The following is a 15,012-nucleotide window of genomic DNA, read 5'->3' on the forward strand; positions in this document are numbered from 1 at the left end:
ACTGCCAGCAGCTCGCTATTGATGACCCGGGAACCCGTTCCGCGGGCCATGCTCGTCAAAGGTTGAGCATGACGAGGCTGGATTACTTGGCGGACAGTGCCAGTTTGGCAACTTGCGCCGCCGGCTGGTAGCCCGGAATTACCTGACCATCGGCCAAAACAATTGCCGGCGTGCCATTGACACCAATCGATTGACCGAGGGCGAACTGCTTGGAAACCGGGTTGGCGCACTTGGCTGCCTTGATTTCATCGCCCTCGACCATCTTGTCCATCGCCGCTTTCTTGTCGGTCGAGCACCAGACCGCCTGCAACTGCTCGTCGCCCGGCGAGCCGAGGCCCTGGCGCGGGAACGCGACGTAGCGCACTTCGATGCCCATCTTGTTCAGTGCCGGCACTTCGGCATGCAGCTTGTGGCAGTACGGGCAGGTGGTGTCGGTGAACACGGTGATATGCGACTTGGTCTCGCCGATGGCCGGATAGACCACGGTCTCGGCCACCGGAATACCGTTGATCAGCTTGGACACGCCCAGGCGTTCGGTTTTCTCGGTGAGGTTGACCGGCTTGCCGTCCTTGAGCTGGAACAGGTAGCCCTGCATGACGAACTGGCCGTCGGCGCTGGCGTAGAGCACGCGGCTGCCCTTGAGCTTGACTTCATAGAGCCCGGCCAGGGGGCTGGCGCTGATGCTCTCCACCGGGGTTTCCAGTTGGAGGCTCTCGAGGCTCTTGCGAATCGCCTGCTCGGCGGTGTCGTCGGCCAAGGCCAGGGAGCTGACCAGGGCGAGGGCAGCGGCGGCGAAAATCTGGGTCAAACGCATGGGAACTCCTGAAGGCGGGCAAAGGGGTCGAGGCTGTTACGACCACTGGAAAACCGATCGGTTTCAAGCGCCCGCTTTGCAAACCGATAGAGCCTATCACATAAGCCCGGCGGGGCCGAACCCCTGTGTGGCTTAGCCGCGCGGGTGGTGTTTGGCGTGCATATCCTGCAAGCGCGCACGGGCCACATGAGTGTAGATCTGCGTGGTCGACAGGTCGCTGTGACCGAGCAACATCTGCACCACCCGCAGGTCGGCACCGTGATTGAGCAGGTGGGTGGCGAAGGCATGCCGCAGGGTATGCGGCGACAGCGATTTGCCGATCCCCGCCACCTTGGCCTGGTGCTTGATCCGATGCCAGAAGGTCTGGCGGGTCATCTGTTCGCCACGCTGGCTGGGAAACAGCACATCGCTGGGGCGCCCGCCGAGCAGTTCGACACGGGCGTCGCGCAGATAACGCTCGACCCAGACAATCGCCTCCTCGCCCATCGGCACCAGGCGTTCCTTGCTGCCCTTGCCCATGACTCGCAACACGCCCTGGCGCAGATTGACCTGTTCCAGGGTCAGGCTGATCAGTTCGGTAACCCGCAGCCCGCAGGCGTAGAGCACTTCGAGCATGGCACGGTCGCGCTGGCCGATGGCTTCGCTCAGGTCAGGGGCGGCCAGCAGCGCCTCCACATCCGCCTCCGACAGGGATTTGGGCAATGGCCTACCCAACTGCGGCATCTCGACCTGCAAGGTCGGATCGACGGCAATCAGCCTTTCACGCAACAGGTAACGATAGAAGCCCCGCACACCGGAAAGAAAGCGCGCGGTGGAGCGCGGTTTGTAGGCCTGTTCCAGGCGCCAGGCCAGGTGATCGAGGATCAGCTCGCGGCCGGCATTCGCCAGTTCCAGGCCTTTGTCCTGCAACCAGCCGTTGAACAATGCCAGGTCGCTGCGATAGGCATCCCGGGTGTTGTCGGAAAGACCTTTCTCCAGCCACAGGGCGTCGAGAAACTGGTCGATAAGCGGGTGATCGATGGCGGGCATAAGGGCTCGAAAAACAAAAGGCGATAAGCAGATGGACATTGTAGGAGCTGGCTTGCCGGCGATAAGGCCCTTGAGGCACGTAGCGCCTGTCAGGACGTCATCGCCGGCAAGCCAGCTCCTACAGGGTATTCATTGCAGCCGACTGTGACAGCGGCAAGCGGCTTTTTCAAAACCCGGAATGCAAAAAAGCAGCCCGGAGGCTGCTTTTTTCTGCATCGGAAGCTGGACTTAAACCAGTTTTTCCTTGATGCGAGCTGCTTTACCCGACAGGTCACGCAGGTAGTACAGCTTGGCCTTGCGTACGTCACCGCGACGCTTGACAGCCATGCTGTCGATTTGCGGGCTGTAGGTCTGGAAAGTACGCTCTACGCCAACACCGTTGGAGATTTTACGTACGGTGAACGCGCTGTTCACACCGCGGTTACGCTTGGCAATTACCACGCCTTCGAACGCTTGCAGACGCGAACGGTCGCCTTCCTTCACTTTCACCTGAACGACAATGGTGTCGCCCGGGGCAAAGGTAGGGATCTCTTTGGTCATCTGCTCGGCTTCGAGTTGCAGAATGATTTTGTTAGTCATGCTGTGCTCCTAAGGTAAATCGTCCGATCTACCATCGATACGTTGTTAACTATCGTCCCGCTCGCGGATGTATTCCTCGAGCAGCTTCTTCTCTTCTCCAGAAAGCGAGCGGCTTTCCAGAAGATCGGCGCGTCGTTCCGAGGTCCTGCCAAGGGACTGCTTCAGACGCCAACGCCGGATATGTGCGTGGTTGCCACTGAGCAACACGTCGGGAACACGCTGATCCGCATACACCTCCGGACGGGTGTAGTGCGGGCAATCCAGCAAACCATCCGTGAAGGAATCTTCCTCCGCGGAGTCCGCATGCCCTAAAGCTCCAGGCAGCAGCCGTGTAACCGCATCTATCAGGACCATCGCCGGCAGCTCGCCACCGGAAAGAACATAGTCCCCAATCGACCACTCTTCATCGACATGAGCATCTATAAAGCGCTCGTCAATGCCTTCATAACGACCTGCAATGAGGATCAAGGCTTCCTCTTTCGCCAGGTCGCGTACCGCCAACTGATTGAGTTGTCGGCCTTGGGGCGACAGGTAAATCACCTTCGCCGCCTCCCCTGCCGCTGCCTTGGCTTGAACCAGGGCGTCCTCAAGGGGCTTGATCTTCATCACCATGCCCGGACCACCGCCAAATGGGCGATCATCCACAGTGTGATGTCGATCCGTCGTGTAGTCCCGCGGGTTCCAACAGGTCAACTGCAAGAGCCCCTGTTTCACCGCACGACTGGTGATGCCGTAGTCGCTGATGGCGGAAAACATTTCGGGAAACAAACTGATCACTTCTACGCGCAGGCTAGCCATCGCTTAGAAGTCCGCGTCCCAATCCACCTTCATCTCGCCAGCGGCCAGGTCAACAGCCAACACGCATTGCTCGGTATAGGGCAACAGGCGTTCGCGATCATCCAGGCTGCCCGGGCAAGGCTTGACCACCATGACATCATTCGAGCCAGTCTCGAGCAGGTGATCGATTTTCCCGAACAATTGTCCGAGGGTGTCGATGACCTTGAGACCTTCCAGCTGGTACCAGTAGTACTCGCCGTCGGTCAGTTCCGGGAACAGGTTGCGCGGCACGCAGATCTCATAACCGGCCAGAAGACGGGCTTCTTCACGATCGTCGAGATCCTTGAGCTTTGCGACCAGGAACTTATCGTTCCCGCGTCCGCTGACCAGCTCTACCTGTTTCACGCTGCCTTCGCGCCGGAGCGTCCAGGTTTTGTAGTCCAACAGGTTTTTAATCGGGTCGGTAAAGGAATAAACCTTCACTTCGCCGCGAACGCCATGCACAGAGTAGATCTTGCCGATAACGATCAAATCATCGGTAGAAGCCGGCGCCGCGTTCATATTGCTCAGGCCGCAACCTTAGCGTTTTCCTTCAGCAACTGAGCAACACGCTCAGAAGGTTGTGCACCAACGCTCAGCCAGTAGGCTACGCGCTCTTGGTTCACGGACAGACGAACTTCCTGACCACGAGCAACCGGGTTGAAGAAACCCACTTGTTCTTTGTGCGAACCGTCACGAGCGTTGCGGCTGTCGGTTACGGTCAGGTGGTAAAACGGGCGCTTTTTGGAGCCGCCAAGGGCAAGACGGATTGTTAGCATGTGAACATCGTTCCTGTAGTCGGTGCTGCAAATCTAAATGCACAGCGGGCATGGGTGCCCGAAAGGCCGCATATTCTAAGGAATATACGGACTTTTGCAAATGACTTTTTCCGGCGCCCGGCGCCGTGCAATCAGGATTTGCCATAGAGCCGTCGTCAAGACGGCAGGTCAGCTCCCGCTAAACGCGGGTTTACTGGCGATCCCCCACATCCCTGCGGGGGTAGCGCCGACCGTCAGGTCGACGCGAATTCCTTACATTTTCGGCATGCCGCCGCCGGGCAACATACCGCCCATGCCGCGCATCATCTTGGCCATACCGCCTTTGGCGGAGAATTTCTTCATCATCTTCTGCATCTGCTTGTGCTGCTTGATCAAGCGTCCGATGTCCTGCACCTGGGTGCCGGAGCCCATGGCGATCCGGCGTTTGCGCGAACCGCTGATCAGCTCAGGGTCGCGGCGCTCGGCCGGGGTCATGGAGTTGATGATCGCTTCCATCTGCTTGAACTGCTTCTCGGCCGCGCCCTGGGCATTGCCCATCTGCGCCAGGTTGACCCCGCCGATATTCGGCAGCTTGTCCATCAGACCACCGAGGCCGCCCATGTTCTTCATCTGTTGCAGCTGGTCGCGGAAGTCTTCGAGGTCGAAGCCTTTGCCTTTCTTCAGCTTTTTAGCCAGTTTGTCGGCTTTTTCCTTGTCGAGGGTCTGTTCGGCCTTCTCGATCAGGCTGAGCACGTCGCCCATGCCGAGGATGCGCGAGGCGATCCGCTCCGGGTGGAACGGTTCGAGCGCTTCGCTCTTCTCACCCATACCGATGAACTTGATCGGCTTGCCGGTGATGGCCCGTACCGACAGCGCGGCACCGCCACGGGCGTCGCCGTCGACCTTGGTCAGGATCACCCCGGTCAACGGCAGCGCATCGCCAAACGCCTTGGCGGTGTTGGCGGCGTCCTGGCCGGTCATGGCGTCGACCACGAACAGCGTCTCCACGGGCTTGATCGCCGCGTGCAGCTGTTTGATCTCGGCCATCATCTCGTCGTCGATGTGCAGGCGACCAGCGGTGTCGACGATGACCACGTCGATGAATTTGAGGCGGGCTTCCTTGATCGCCGCTTCGGCGATGTCCACCGGCTTCTGGCTGAGATCGGACGGGAAGAAGGTCACGCCGATGTCGCCAGCCAGGGTTTCCAGCTGTTTGATCGCCGCCGGACGGTAGACGTCGGCCGAGACCACCATCACGCTTTTCTTCTTGCGCTCCTTGAGGAAGCGCGCCAGCTTGCCGACGGTGGTGGTTTTACCCGCACCCTGCAGACCGGCCATCAGCACCACCGCGGGCGGCACGGCGCTGAGGTTGAGGTCCTCGTTGGCGGCGCCCATCAGGCTTTCGAGCTCGGCCTGGACGATCTTCACGAACGCCTGGCCCGGGGTCAGGCTGCGCGACACCTCGGTGCCGACCGCACGGTCCTTGACCGAATTGACGAAGTCCTTCACCACCGGCAGGGCGACGTCGGCTTCGAGCAACGCCATGCGTACTTCACGCAGGGTGTCTTTGATGTTGTCCTCGGTCAGCTTGGCCTTGCCGGTGACATGGCGCAGCGTCTGCGAGAGACGGTCGGTCAGGTTTTCAAACATGCGCGATCCTTTGAGGCCCTCATGGAGACCGAAGTGATGGCTGCCGGAACAAGGAAAAACAGCGCCTGGCGAGCCTGCGGCGTGGGCAGGTCGCGGATTATAGCGGAGACTGCATGCCGCCACTAGCGCCACGGTCTTTCGTGGACCGGGGGTTCTATGCCAAACTCAGCGTCTTTCGGGCTTGCCTAACAGGACTTATGCTCCCTTTGTCACCCAGTTTGCTGACCAGCCTCGCCGCCGCTTTCGTCTACGCCGCTGCGACCCTCTATCAGGGCTCCCGCCTGCGCCAGGGCGCCAAGGCGAACAAACGCCTGCTGGTCGGGCTCGGCGTGATCGCCGTGATCGCCCACGCAGCGAGCCTGCTCACCCACCTGATGACCCCGATCGGCCTGGGCCTGGACTTTTTCAACGCCGCCAGCCTGATCGCCGTCGCCGTGATCGCCCTGACCCTGGCGGCCTGCTCGCGCATCCCCGTGGAGAACCTGCTGCTCCTGCTGTTCCCACTGGGCCTGCTGACGGTGCTGCTGGCGCAGTTCGCGCCCTCGGGCACGGTGCAGGTCATCGATGAGGAACCGGGCATACTCGCGCATATCCTGCTGTCGATCCTGGCCTACGGCATGTTCACCATCGCGGTGTTCCAGGCCCTGCTCCTGCTGCTGCAGGACCACCAGTTGAAAAACAAGCACCCTTCCGGGCTGATCCGTAACTTCCCGCCGCTGCAAACCATGGAAAGCCTGCTGTTCGGCTTCCTCTGGGCCGGCTGGAGCCTGCTGTCGCTGTCGCTGATCTCCGGCTGGCTGTTCGTCGAGAACCTGTTCGCCCAGCACCTGGTGCACAAGACCCTGCTGGCCTTCCTCGCCTGGGTGGTGTTCAGCGTGCTGCTGTGGGGGCGCAACCGTCTCGGCTGGCGGGGGCACAAGGCGATCCGCTGGACCCTGGCCGGTTTCTGCCTGCTGATGCTGGCCTATTTCGGCAGCAAGCTGGTCCGCGAATACATCCTGCATATCTGACGGGCATACAAGACCATGGACAACCTGCCCGCCGGGCCAATGCTCGCCGTATTGGCCCTGCTGATTCTCTGGTCGGCGCTGTTTACCGCCGTTGAAGTCGCCCAGCAACAACTCGCCGCCCTGCGCCCCGCTTCACGCTCGGGTGAAAAACCGGCGGCCCGGCTGAAATTCCCCCGAGACAGCCTGATCCTGTGCAATACCCTGTGCCGGGTCGTCGTGGTCATCCTCGGCACTCTGTTGTCGATCCTGCTGTGGGGCCAGCACGGGCCCTGGCTGGCCTGCCTGGGGGCCACGGTACTGCTGCTGGTCTTCGCCGACTACCTGCCGCGCCTGCTCGCTGTCCGTTATCCCGAACCGATCCTGGCCACCGGCAATGCCCTGCTGGGGATTCCGCTGAAAATCATCTACCCCGCGGCCTGGTTGCTGAACGGTATCGCGCAACTGTTGCTGCGGCCCTTTATCAGCAAAGCCAACGCGGTCAAGCAGAGTGATGAGGACCAGCCGCCCCTCGACCCGGAAGACGAGCCGGAACACCCGCCACGCAACCCGTCGCTATCGAGCATCAAGGCGCTGGACAACATCACGGTCAACGACATCCTGGTACCGCGCAGCGAGGTGGATGGGATCAATCTCGACGATTCCATCGAGGAAATCACCGCGCAGTTGCTGAAGAACCGTCGCACCCGCCTGCCGGTGTTCCACAGCGATATCAACCAGGTCGAGGCGGTGATCAATACCCGCCAGATCCTCAATCTGCTGTTCGATGCCCAACTGACCAAAGCCGCCCTGCTCGCCGCCTGCCACGAGCCGTACTTCGTCCCGGAAAGCACGCCATTGCAACTGCAACTGCTGAATTTCCACAAGCAGCAGCGACGCCTGGGCATGGTGGTGGACGAATACGGCGAAGTGCTGGGCATCGTCACCCTGGAGGATATCCTGGAAGAAATCGTCGGCGAATTCGAAAGCGAACACAGTCTCGACAACCCGCATATCCATCCCCAGGCCGACGGTCGGCTGGTGATCGAAGGCGCCGCATCGATTCGCGAACTGAACAAGAGCCTGGGCTGGCACCTGCCCTGCGACGGTCCGAAGACCCTCAACGGCCTGGTCACCGAAGCGCTGGAGACCATCCCGGAAAGTGCCGTATGCCTGAAGATCGGCCGTTACCGCCTGGAAATCCTTGAAACCGAGGACAATCGGGTCAGCCGGGTGCTGGTCTGGCATACGAGTTCCACCCCACCGGTAATGCCTTCCGCATAATTCAAAATCGCCGCATGACCTTGTGGGAACCGGCTTGCCGGCGATGAGGCCGGCAAGCCAGCTCCTGCAGTCTCGCCAACCTCAGGCCAGCCACGCGCACCGCGCGACCTTCGCTCTTGTTTGATCCCTCGGCGCCTTCCTATAATCGAGCCGGCTTACCCAGCCTCGTCGGAACGCCTGCTTACCCGCAGCCCGCCCCTCCGCCCCGCACATCGTCACCCTCCAGCGCCGACTCGAACCTCAAGCGGCACGGAACCTGCCCTTATCCCTGGGCGTTCAATACTAATAATTCGCACGCGCAAGACTTTCAGGGACGCCCGCAATGACTTCCAGCAGCACCTTTGACACTGCCACATCAAGCAAACCGCTGAACTCGACCTCGCGAGTGGCGACCGCCAGCTTTATCGGCACGGCCATCGAGTTCTACGACTTCTATGTCTACGCCACCGCCGCCGCCCTGGTGATCGGCCCGGTGTTTTTCCCGCAGACCGACAGCACCGCGCAGATGCTCTCGGCCTTCCTGACCTTCGGCATCGCCTTCCTCGCCCGCCCGCTGGGCTCGATCCTGTTCGGCCACTTCGGTGACCGCATCGGGCGTAAGTCGACGCTGGTCGCCTCGTTGCTGCTGATGGGCGTGTGCACCACGCTGATCGGCGTGCTGCCGGGCTACGCGACCATCGGCGCCTGGGCGCCGATCCTCTTGTGCCTGCTGCGCTTCGGCCAGGGCCTGGGGCTTGGCGGGGAATGGGGCGGGGCCGCGCTGCTGGCGACCGAAAACGCCCCCGCCGGCAAGCGCGCCTGGTTCGGCATGTTTCCGCAACTGGGCCCGTCCATCGGTTTTCTCGCCGCCAACGGCTTATTCCTGATCCTGGCCATGACCTTGAGCGACGAACAATTCCGCTCCTGGGGCTGGCGCATTCCATTCCTGCTCAGCGCCGCGCTGGTGATGGTCGGCCTGTATGTGCGCCTCAAGCTCGAGGAAACGCCAATTTTCGCCAATGCCATGGCCCGCCAGGAACGGGTGAAGATGCCTCTGGTCGAGCTGTTCAGCCGCTATTGGGCACCGGTACTGCTCGGCTCGCTGGCCATGGTGGTGTGTTACGCGCTGTTCTATATCTCGGCGGTGTTTTCCCTGAGCTACGGCGTGGCCAACCTTGGCTACAGTCGCGAGACTTTCCTCGGCTTGTTGTGTTTCGCCGTGCTGTTCATGGCCGCGGCCACCCCGCTGGCAGCCTGGGCCAGCGATCGCTTCGGGCGCAAGCCGGTGCTGCTTCTCGGCGGTGTGCTGGCCTTGCTCTCGGGCTTTACCATGGAGCCGCTGCTGGGCCATGGCTCGACCACGGGCGTCGCGCTGTTCCTGTGCCTTGAGCTGTTTTTGATGGGGATTACTTTCGCGCCGATGGGAGCGTTGCTGCCGGAGCTGTTTCCGACCCATGTGCGTTATACCGGCGCATCGGCGGCGTATAACCTGGGCGGCATCGTCGGCGCCTCGGCGGCACCGTTCTTTGCCCAGAAGCTGGTGGCGATGGGCGGTTTGAGCTGGGTCGGCGGGTATGTATCAGGAGCGGCGGCGCTGAGCCTGATTGCGATTTTCTGCTTGAAGGAAACGCGCTACAACGATTTGAACAAGGTGGGCTGACAGACCATCGATCATTCCCACGCAGGCCGTGGGAATGATCGGCACAACAGGGGTTACAGCTCTACCACAACCGCCTGAGCAGCACGGGTCGCCTTGGCCCGCGCGGCCTCGATCGACTCGTCCCGCGCCAGGGCCACGCCCATCCGGCGCTGGCCGTTGACTTCCGGCTTGCCGAACAGGCGCAAGGCGGTATCCGGTTCGCTCAACGCCGCACCAAGATTGGCGAACGCGGTCCGGGTCGACTGCCCTTCCACCAGGATCACCGCCGACGCCGATGGGCCGAACTGACGGATCAACGGGATCGGCAAGCCGAGGATCGCCCGGGCATGCAGCGCGAATTGCGACAGGTCCTGGGAAATCATGGTCACCATGCCGGTGTCATGGGGACGCGGCGACACTTCGCTGAACCAGACCTGGTCGCCCTTGATAAACAACTCGACGCCAAACATGCCGCGCCCACCCAGGGCCTCGGTCACCGCCTTGGCAACCCGCTCCGACTCGGCCAGGGCCAACGGGCTCATGGCCTGCGGCTGCCAGGACTCCTGGTAGTCGCCCTTCTCCTGACGGTGGCCGACCGGCGCGCAGAAGGTGGTACCGCCAATGTGACGAACGGTCAGCAGAGTGATTTCGTAGTCGAAGTCGATAAAGCCTTCGACAATCACCCGGCCTTTACCGGCACGCCCGCCTTCCTGGGCATAGTCCCAGGCCTTCTGCACGTCGTCATTGCTGCGCAGCAGGCTCTGGCCCTTGCCCGAGGAGCTCATCACCGGTTTGACCACGCAGGGGAAGCCCAGGTCTTCGACCGCCTTGCTATAGGCTTCGAAGGTGTCGGCGAAGTGATACGGCGAGGTCGGCAGCTTCAGCTCTTCGGCGGCCAGGCGACGGATGCCTTCACGGTTCATGGTCAGTTGCGCGGCACGGGCGGTAGGCACCACGGTGAAGCCTTCGGCTTCCAGTTCCACCAGGGTGGCGGTGGCGATGGCTTCGATTTCCGGGACGATGAAATGCGGCTTCTCGGCTTCGATCACCGCCCGCAGGGCCGCGCCGTCGAGCATATTGATCACGTGACTGCGATGAGCCACCTGCATCGCCGGCGCGTCGGCGTAACGATCAACGGCGATCACTTCGACACCCAGGCGTTGCAGCTCGATCACCACTTCCTTGCCCAGCTCACCGCAGCCACAGAGCAATACGCGAGTCGCGGTCGACGACAGTGGAGTTCCGATACGGGTCATTTCAGGTCCTCAAGGAAGCAGATCAGCGAAGGCGCCTGGACAATCCGGCACCTGTCGGGAAGAAAGGCCGGCATTTTACATGAACTGAGCGGGACATGAACCGAACGGGCGTGGCTTCAGCTGGAAAGTGCCGTCTTGCGCATCCGCCAGGCCATGGCCAGCCAGACGCAAGTCACCCCGGCGAATTTCGAACCCAGGGCGGTGAGGATCACCCCGGGGGTCAGCGCGCCGATCAGGCCGAAGAAGATAAAGGTGTCCAACGGGATGCTCAGTGCCGAACTTATCCACAGGCGATCGTGCAGCGGGCGCTTGGTGATACTGAAGACCAGCCAGTCTATGCATTCGGAGATGGCGAAGGCGGTGGCGCTCGCCAGGGCGATGGCCGGCTCGGAAGTGAAGTAGGACAGCAGCAGCGCGGCGATCATCGCGACAATCGCGCCGTGGCCGAAGCGGGTCTGCACCATGTCGCGCAGGATGAACACCAGTCCGCCCCAGGCCGACCAGATGATGTCCAGGTGCGGCGCGGCGGAGAAGGCGAAGTTGATCAGCACGACGCTGGCGATGTAGGCGATGAGAAAGAGCATGGGGCACGGACTACCTTGTCTATGTAGCCATATAGGTTACCCCAAAGCAGTAAAGGGATCACACAAGAGCCACTGGGCCAGGCTCTGCTGATTGATGCTGAGTCAGGTCTTGGCGTTCGGTATCCACAACAAGCCGCTGGCCTTGGCCCGCCCATGGCAACGCGCCAGCACCTCGCGGCGCTCGGCGTTGTCCATGCGGCTCCAGCGAGTGATCTCTTCGACCGTACGCTGGCAGCCGATACAGACGTCCTGCTCGTCCAGCGCACAGACACTCACACAGGGCGAGGCCAGCGGACGCTCGACCGTGCTCATGCCTCGTCGACCGCCAGGTCGCGAGCATAACGCTGGGCGTTGTGCACATAGTGGGCGGCGCTGGCTTCGAGCATTTTCTTCTGCGCCTCGGTCAACTCGCGGACCACCTTGCCCGGCGAACCCATCACCAGCGAACCGTCAGGGATTTCCTTGTTCTCGCCGATCAGCGCATTGGCGCCGATGATGCAGTGCTTGCCGATCTTCGCACCGTTGAGGATCACCGCGTTGATACCGATCAGACTGTAGTCGTCCACGGTGCAGCCATGCAGCATGGCGTTATGACCGATGGTCACCCCGGTGCCGATGCTCAGTGGATAACCCATGTCGGTATGCATCACCGTGCCGTCCTGGACATTGCTGTTACGGCCGATCAGGATCAGCTCGTTGTCACCGCGCAATACCGCGTTGAACCAGACACTGGCCCCTTCCTCCAGCCGGACCTTGCCGACCAGGGTCGCATTGGGCGCCACCCAGCTCTGCGGATGCGTCTCGACCCGGGCATCGCCCAGACGGTATTTCATAGGGTTGTCCTCAAGGCTCACGGCCACCTGAACGGCGGCTCTAGATGTTGATAAAGCGTTCCGGGGGATTGTGCAGGCTGATCCGCGCGTCATACAACAGGTTGACCAGCTCGACGATCATGATCGCCGTCAGCCCCCAGATCTTGTATTCGCCAAAGCGGTAGCTGGGCACGTACCAACTGCGGCCCTGGTAGTCGATGCGATGGGTATGTTCGCGCGGGTCCTGGCGGAAAAATTCAAGCGGCACATTGAATACCGCGGCGATCTCCGCGTCGTTGGCCCGATAGTCGACAAAATCCGGCACTACGCCGACGTAAGGCGTGACCTTGATCCCGTGCAGGGAGATCAGCGGGCTGAGCGGCCCGATGATTTCCACCAGCCCCGGGGCCAGGCCGATTTCCTCTTCGGCTTCGCGCAAGGCGGTAAAAATCAGGTCCGGATCCTCCGGATCACGACGCCCACCGGGAAAGGCCACCTCGCCACCGTGGGTCGACAGACCGCTGGCGCGCAGGGTCAGCACCAGCTCCGGTTCGTCACTGCGTGTAATAGGCACCAGTACCGCCGCCTCGGGAAAACGACGATCCGTTTCCAGGGGGCGGGGCGTATGGCTGCTTACCCGTCGAAGTAACTCGTCCAGCATGGCTGATCTCGATTTGCGGCTTACCCTGCATCATGCACCAAAAGAAGTGACTGGCCCAAGTCCCGGACGTTGCCATGTCGCGAAAGCACAACTTGCCGACAGACCGCCACCCACGCGAAGATAGGCGCATCGCCAAGAGAATCCAGCATGAAGTTTTGCAGCCAATGCGGCAAACCGGTGAGTCAACGCATACCCGAGGGCGACACGCGCCCGCGCTTCGTCTGCGACCACTGCGACACCATCCATTACCAGAACCCCAATATCGTCGCCGGCTGCCTGCCGGTCTGGGGTACCCGGGTCCTGCTCTGCCGCCGTGCCATCGAGCCGCGCCGGGGCTACTGGACCCTGCCCGCGGGCTTTATGGAAAACGGCGAGACCGTGGAACAGGCCGCCCGCCGGGAAACCCTGGAAGAAGCTTGCGCGCAGGTGCGCAACCTGAGCATCTATACGCTGATCGACGTGCCGCACATCAACCAGGTACACGTGTTCTACCGTGCCGAACTGGTGGACCTGGAGTTTGCCGCCGGCGAAGAAAGCCTGGAAGTGCGCCTGTTCGAAGAACACGAGATTCCCTGGTCCGAACTGGCGTTCAGGACCGTCGGACGGACCCTGGAATACTTTTTCGCCGACCGCCGGAGCGAGCAATACCCGGTTCGCAGCGAAGCCGTACCGCCCATGGCGCCACGTGGCATCGCCCAATAACCCAATAATCAGAAACGTTTTACCTTCAGGGATACCGTTTTAATGCGCTGGTTGTTCGTTGTCCTCTGCCTGTCGTTCGCCACTCTGTCCCAGGCCTCCGCCGCCGATCCGCTGAACGGCAAAATTATCGAAAAGATCCTTGTCCTCAAGTCTGCCCGCCAGCTGCAACTGATCAGTGATGGCAAACCGCTGAAGACCTACCGTATTTCCCTGGGGAGAAATCCCAAGGGGCAAAAACTCATCGCCGGCGACCGACGCACGCCGGAAGGTTTCTACTGGATCGACTGGCGTAAACCCAGTGACAAATACAGCCTGTCGCTGCACCTGTCCTACCCCAACATCAGCGACTCGGTCCGCGCCCGCCGCGAAGGCGTGGATCCCGGCAATATGATCATGATCCACGGCACCCCGGACTCCGAGGAGTACCCGGAACAGCTGTTCCACACCCTGGACTGGACCGACGGCTGCGTGGCCATGCGCAATGTCGACATGCGCGAGGTCTGGGGCCTGGTCAAGGACGGCACGATGGTGGAAATCCGCCCCTGAGCCGAACCACCCTGATACCACTGTTTCAGCCGACGCCCGTCATGCCCAGCATGACGGGCGTTTTTATTACACTCGAAGGAAACCATTGGCATTGACATGGTATTCAAGTGGTATTACTTTCATTACCACTGTCCGAGTGCAAAACCTCTAACAAACGCACAGGAACCCCCTTACATGAATGACATCCTCGCCCTGCGACCCGACGAGTCCCAGCCGACTCCGCTGTACCTGCAACTGGCGCGCAACCTGGAAGCGGCGATCCATGCCGGCCAATGGAAAGCCGAACAGGCACTGCCTTCGGAGCGCAACCTGAGCGAGCTGTTGAGCATTTCCCGAGTAACCGCGCGCAAGGCCCTGGAAGTTCTCCTGGAACAGGGGCTGATCCGTCGCAGCCAGGGCTCCGGGACCTTTATCACCCCACGTCTGGAACAACCGCTGTCACGCCTGTCGAGTTTCAGCGAACGGCTGCGGGCCAAGGGCTTTGTCCCCGGCTCGCGCTGGCTGGAGCGCGAGATCGCCCTGCCGAGCCACGAGGAACTGATCCGCCTGGCCTTGTCGCCGCGGGACCAGGTCACCCGGCTCAAGCGCCTGCGCACCGCCGATGACACGGTCATGGCCATCGAGATGAGCACCCTGCCCGCCGCCCTGCTGCCCGACCCCGAGGCCGTCGGCGATTCGCTCTACGCCTTCCTCGACAGCATCGGCCGCCCGGTGGTGCGGGCCCTGCAACATATTCGCGCGATCAACGCCTCGGCCGAATTCGCCGCGCTGGTGGGCATCGAGCCCGGCACAGCGATGCTACTGATGACCCGCGTCGGCTATCTCGAGGACAACACCCCCATCGAGCTGACCGACACCTACTGCCGTAACGATTACTACGACTTCGTCGCCGAACTGCGGCGTTAGTCCGTTCAGAG

At 61.6% G+C, this 15,012-nt stretch carries 18 protein-coding genes; 6 read left to right on the top strand and 12 right to left on the bottom strand.

Annotation, left to right across the window (positions count from 1 at the left end):
• Window positions 1-82: 82 nt before the first annotated feature.
• From M5B96_RS01255 to ffh, 7 genes are all read right to left on the bottom strand, one after another.
• Window positions 83-814, bottom strand: a complete 732-nt coding sequence (locus M5B96_RS01255) for a DsbC family protein (protein WP_248794698.1) — start codon at window positions 812-814, stop codon at window positions 83-85.
• Between the two features lie 132 nt (window positions 815-946).
• Window positions 947-1,843: a site-specific tyrosine recombinase XerD gene (xerD, locus tag M5B96_RS01260; protein WP_248794699.1), complete on the bottom strand. Its 897-nt coding sequence runs from the start codon at window positions 1,841-1,843 to the stop codon at window positions 947-949.
• Window positions 1,844-2,071: 228 nt separating this feature from the next.
• Window positions 2,072-2,422 carry a 50S ribosomal protein L19 gene (rplS, locus tag M5B96_RS01265; RefSeq protein ID WP_191485515.1) on the bottom strand — a complete coding sequence of 117 codons (351 nt, stop codon included), beginning with the start codon at window positions 2,420-2,422 and terminating at the stop codon, window positions 2,072-2,074.
• Window positions 2,423-2,467: 45 nt separating this feature from the next.
• Complete coding sequence (gene trmD / locus M5B96_RS01270) at window positions 2,468-3,220, bottom strand: tRNA (guanosine(37)-N1)-methyltransferase TrmD (RefSeq protein WP_100944698.1); 753 nt, start codon at window positions 3,218-3,220, stop codon at window positions 2,468-2,470.
• 3 nt (window positions 3,221-3,223) lie between these two features.
• Window positions 3,224-3,760, bottom strand: coding sequence for a ribosome maturation factor RimM (gene rimM / locus M5B96_RS01275; protein ID WP_248794700.1), 537 nt, complete (start codon window positions 3,758-3,760; stop codon window positions 3,224-3,226).
• Between the two features lie 5 nt (window positions 3,761-3,765).
• Window positions 3,766-4,017: a 30S ribosomal protein S16 gene (gene rpsP, locus M5B96_RS01280; RefSeq protein WP_017124058.1), complete on the bottom strand. Its 252-nt coding sequence runs from the start codon at window positions 4,015-4,017 to the stop codon at window positions 3,766-3,768.
• A 252-nt stretch (window positions 4,018-4,269) separates the two neighbouring features.
• Complete coding sequence (ffh, locus tag M5B96_RS01285) at window positions 4,270-5,646, bottom strand: signal recognition particle protein (protein ID WP_248794701.1); 1,377 nt, start codon at window positions 5,644-5,646, stop codon at window positions 4,270-4,272.
• Between the two features lie 197 nt (window positions 5,647-5,843).
• Between ffh and M5B96_RS01290 the strand changes: the two genes are divergently transcribed.
• The 3 genes from M5B96_RS01290 (at window position 5,844) to M5B96_RS01300 (ending at window position 9,555) form a co-directional block, all read left to right on the top strand.
• Window positions 5,844-6,656 carry an inner membrane protein YpjD gene (locus M5B96_RS01290; RefSeq protein ID WP_248794702.1) on the top strand — a complete coding sequence of 271 codons (813 nt, stop codon included), beginning with the start codon at window positions 5,844-5,846 and terminating at the stop codon, window positions 6,654-6,656.
• Window positions 6,657-6,671: 15 nt separating this feature from the next.
• Entirely contained in the window at window positions 6,672-7,916 is a 1,245-nt protein-coding gene (locus M5B96_RS01295) for an HlyC/CorC family transporter (RefSeq protein ID WP_248794703.1), read from the top strand.
• 322 nt (window positions 7,917-8,238) lie between these two features.
• A complete protein-coding gene (locus M5B96_RS01300) occupies window positions 8,239-9,555 on the top strand; it encodes an MFS transporter (protein WP_248794704.1) in 1,317 nt (438 codons plus the stop codon).
• A 53-nt stretch (window positions 9,556-9,608) separates the two neighbouring features.
• Here M5B96_RS01300 and purT read toward each other — a convergent pair whose 3' ends face one another.
• The 5 genes from purT to M5B96_RS01325 all read right to left on the bottom strand — a co-directional run bounded on the left by purT (window position 9,609) and on the right by M5B96_RS01325 (window position 12,847).
• The gene (gene purT / locus M5B96_RS01305; protein ID WP_248794705.1) at window positions 9,609-10,790 is read right to left on the bottom strand and encodes a formate-dependent phosphoribosylglycinamide formyltransferase; all 1,182 of its coding nucleotides are present in this window, start codon (window positions 10,788-10,790) and stop codon (window positions 9,609-9,611) included.
• Between the two features lie 116 nt (window positions 10,791-10,906).
• Window positions 10,907-11,374: a VUT family protein gene (locus tag M5B96_RS01310; protein ID WP_248794706.1), complete on the bottom strand. Its 468-nt coding sequence runs from the start codon at window positions 11,372-11,374 to the stop codon at window positions 10,907-10,909.
• Between the two features lie 102 nt (window positions 11,375-11,476).
• A complete protein-coding gene (locus tag M5B96_RS01315) occupies window positions 11,477-11,686 on the bottom strand; it encodes a DUF1289 domain-containing protein (RefSeq protein WP_248794707.1) in 210 nt (69 codons plus the stop codon).
• Window positions 11,683-12,207: a gamma carbonic anhydrase family protein gene (locus M5B96_RS01320; protein WP_248794708.1), complete on the bottom strand. Its 525-nt coding sequence runs from the start codon at window positions 12,205-12,207 to the stop codon at window positions 11,683-11,685. The genes M5B96_RS01315 and M5B96_RS01320 overlap by 4 nt, the downstream gene beginning before the upstream one ends.
• 40 nt (window positions 12,208-12,247) lie before the next feature.
• Window positions 12,248-12,847, bottom strand: a complete 600-nt coding sequence (locus M5B96_RS01325; protein ID WP_248794709.1) for a CoA pyrophosphatase — start codon at window positions 12,845-12,847, stop codon at window positions 12,248-12,250.
• Window positions 12,848-12,994: 147 nt separating this feature from the next.
• On the opposite strand from M5B96_RS01325, the gene M5B96_RS01330 reads away from it, so the two are divergent.
• The 3 genes from M5B96_RS01330 (at window position 12,995) to M5B96_RS01340 (ending at window position 15,001) form a co-directional block, all read left to right on the top strand.
• A complete protein-coding gene (locus M5B96_RS01330) occupies window positions 12,995-13,549 on the top strand; it encodes an NUDIX hydrolase (protein ID WP_248794710.1) in 555 nt (184 codons plus the stop codon).
• 42 nt (window positions 13,550-13,591) lie between these two features.
• Window positions 13,592-14,095: a L,D-transpeptidase family protein gene (locus M5B96_RS01335; protein WP_248794711.1), complete on the top strand. Its 504-nt coding sequence runs from the start codon at window positions 13,592-13,594 to the stop codon at window positions 14,093-14,095.
• A gap of 174 nt (window positions 14,096-14,269) precedes the next feature.
• Entirely contained in the window at window positions 14,270-15,001 is a 732-nt protein-coding gene (locus M5B96_RS01340) for a GntR family transcriptional regulator (protein WP_100944711.1), read from the top strand.
• Window positions 15,002-15,012 lie beyond the last annotated feature (11 nt).

Source organism: Pseudomonas sp. MWU13-2105 (assembly GCF_023242315.1).
In the GTDB taxonomy this organism is placed as follows: Bacteria; Pseudomonadota; Gammaproteobacteria; order Pseudomonadales; family Pseudomonadaceae; genus Aquipseudomonas.

Bases quoted from the DNA above. Each gene is read 5' to 3' on its own strand.
- rimM (WP_248794700.1), bottom strand. From the start codon at position 3,760: ATGAACGCGGCGCCGGCTTCTACCGATGATTTGATCGTTATCGGCAAG.
- M5B96_RS01315 (WP_248794707.1), bottom strand. From the start codon at position 11,686: ATGAGCACGGTCGAGCGTCCGCTGGCCTCGCCCTGTGTGAGTGTCTGT.
- ffh (WP_248794701.1), bottom strand. From the start codon at position 5,646: ATGTTTGAAAACCTGACCGACCGTCTCTCGCAGACGCTGCGCCATGTC.
- M5B96_RS01295 (WP_248794703.1), top strand. From the start codon at position 6,672: ATGGACAACCTGCCCGCCGGGCCAATGCTCGCCGTATTGGCCCTGCTG.
- rplS (WP_191485515.1), bottom strand. From the start codon at position 2,422: ATGACTAACAAAATCATTCTGCAACTCGAAGCCGAGCAGATGACCAAA.
- M5B96_RS01330 (WP_248794710.1), top strand. From the start codon at position 12,995: ATGAAGTTTTGCAGCCAATGCGGCAAACCGGTGAGTCAACGCATACCC.
- M5B96_RS01325 (WP_248794709.1), bottom strand. From the start codon at position 12,847: ATGCTGGACGAGTTACTTCGACGGGTAAGCAGCCATACGCCCCGCCCC.
- M5B96_RS01290 (WP_248794702.1), top strand. From the start codon at position 5,844: ATGCTCCCTTTGTCACCCAGTTTGCTGACCAGCCTCGCCGCCGCTTTC.
- M5B96_RS01335 (WP_248794711.1), top strand. From the start codon at position 13,592: ATGCGCTGGTTGTTCGTTGTCCTCTGCCTGTCGTTCGCCACTCTGTCC.
- M5B96_RS01340 (WP_100944711.1), top strand. From the start codon at position 14,270: ATGAATGACATCCTCGCCCTGCGACCCGACGAGTCCCAGCCGACTCCG.
- trmD (WP_100944698.1), bottom strand. From the start codon at position 3,220: ATGGCTAGCCTGCGCGTAGAAGTGATCAGTTTGTTTCCCGAAATGTTT.
- purT (WP_248794705.1), bottom strand. From the start codon at position 10,790: ATGACCCGTATCGGAACTCCACTGTCGTCGACCGCGACTCGCGTATTG.
- M5B96_RS01310 (WP_248794706.1), bottom strand. From the start codon at position 11,374: ATGCTCTTTCTCATCGCCTACATCGCCAGCGTCGTGCTGATCAACTTC.
- M5B96_RS01320 (WP_248794708.1), bottom strand. From the start codon at position 12,207: ATGAAATACCGTCTGGGCGATGCCCGGGTCGAGACGCATCCGCAGAGC.
- rpsP (WP_017124058.1), bottom strand. From the start codon at position 4,017: ATGCTAACAATCCGTCTTGCCCTTGGCGGCTCCAAAAAGCGCCCGTTT.
- M5B96_RS01255 (WP_248794698.1), bottom strand. From the start codon at position 814: ATGCGTTTGACCCAGATTTTCGCCGCCGCTGCCCTCGCCCTGGTCAGC.
- xerD (WP_248794699.1), bottom strand. From the start codon at position 1,843: ATGCCCGCCATCGATCACCCGCTTATCGACCAGTTTCTCGACGCCCTG.
- M5B96_RS01300 (WP_248794704.1), top strand. From the start codon at position 8,239: ATGACTTCCAGCAGCACCTTTGACACTGCCACATCAAGCAAACCGCTG.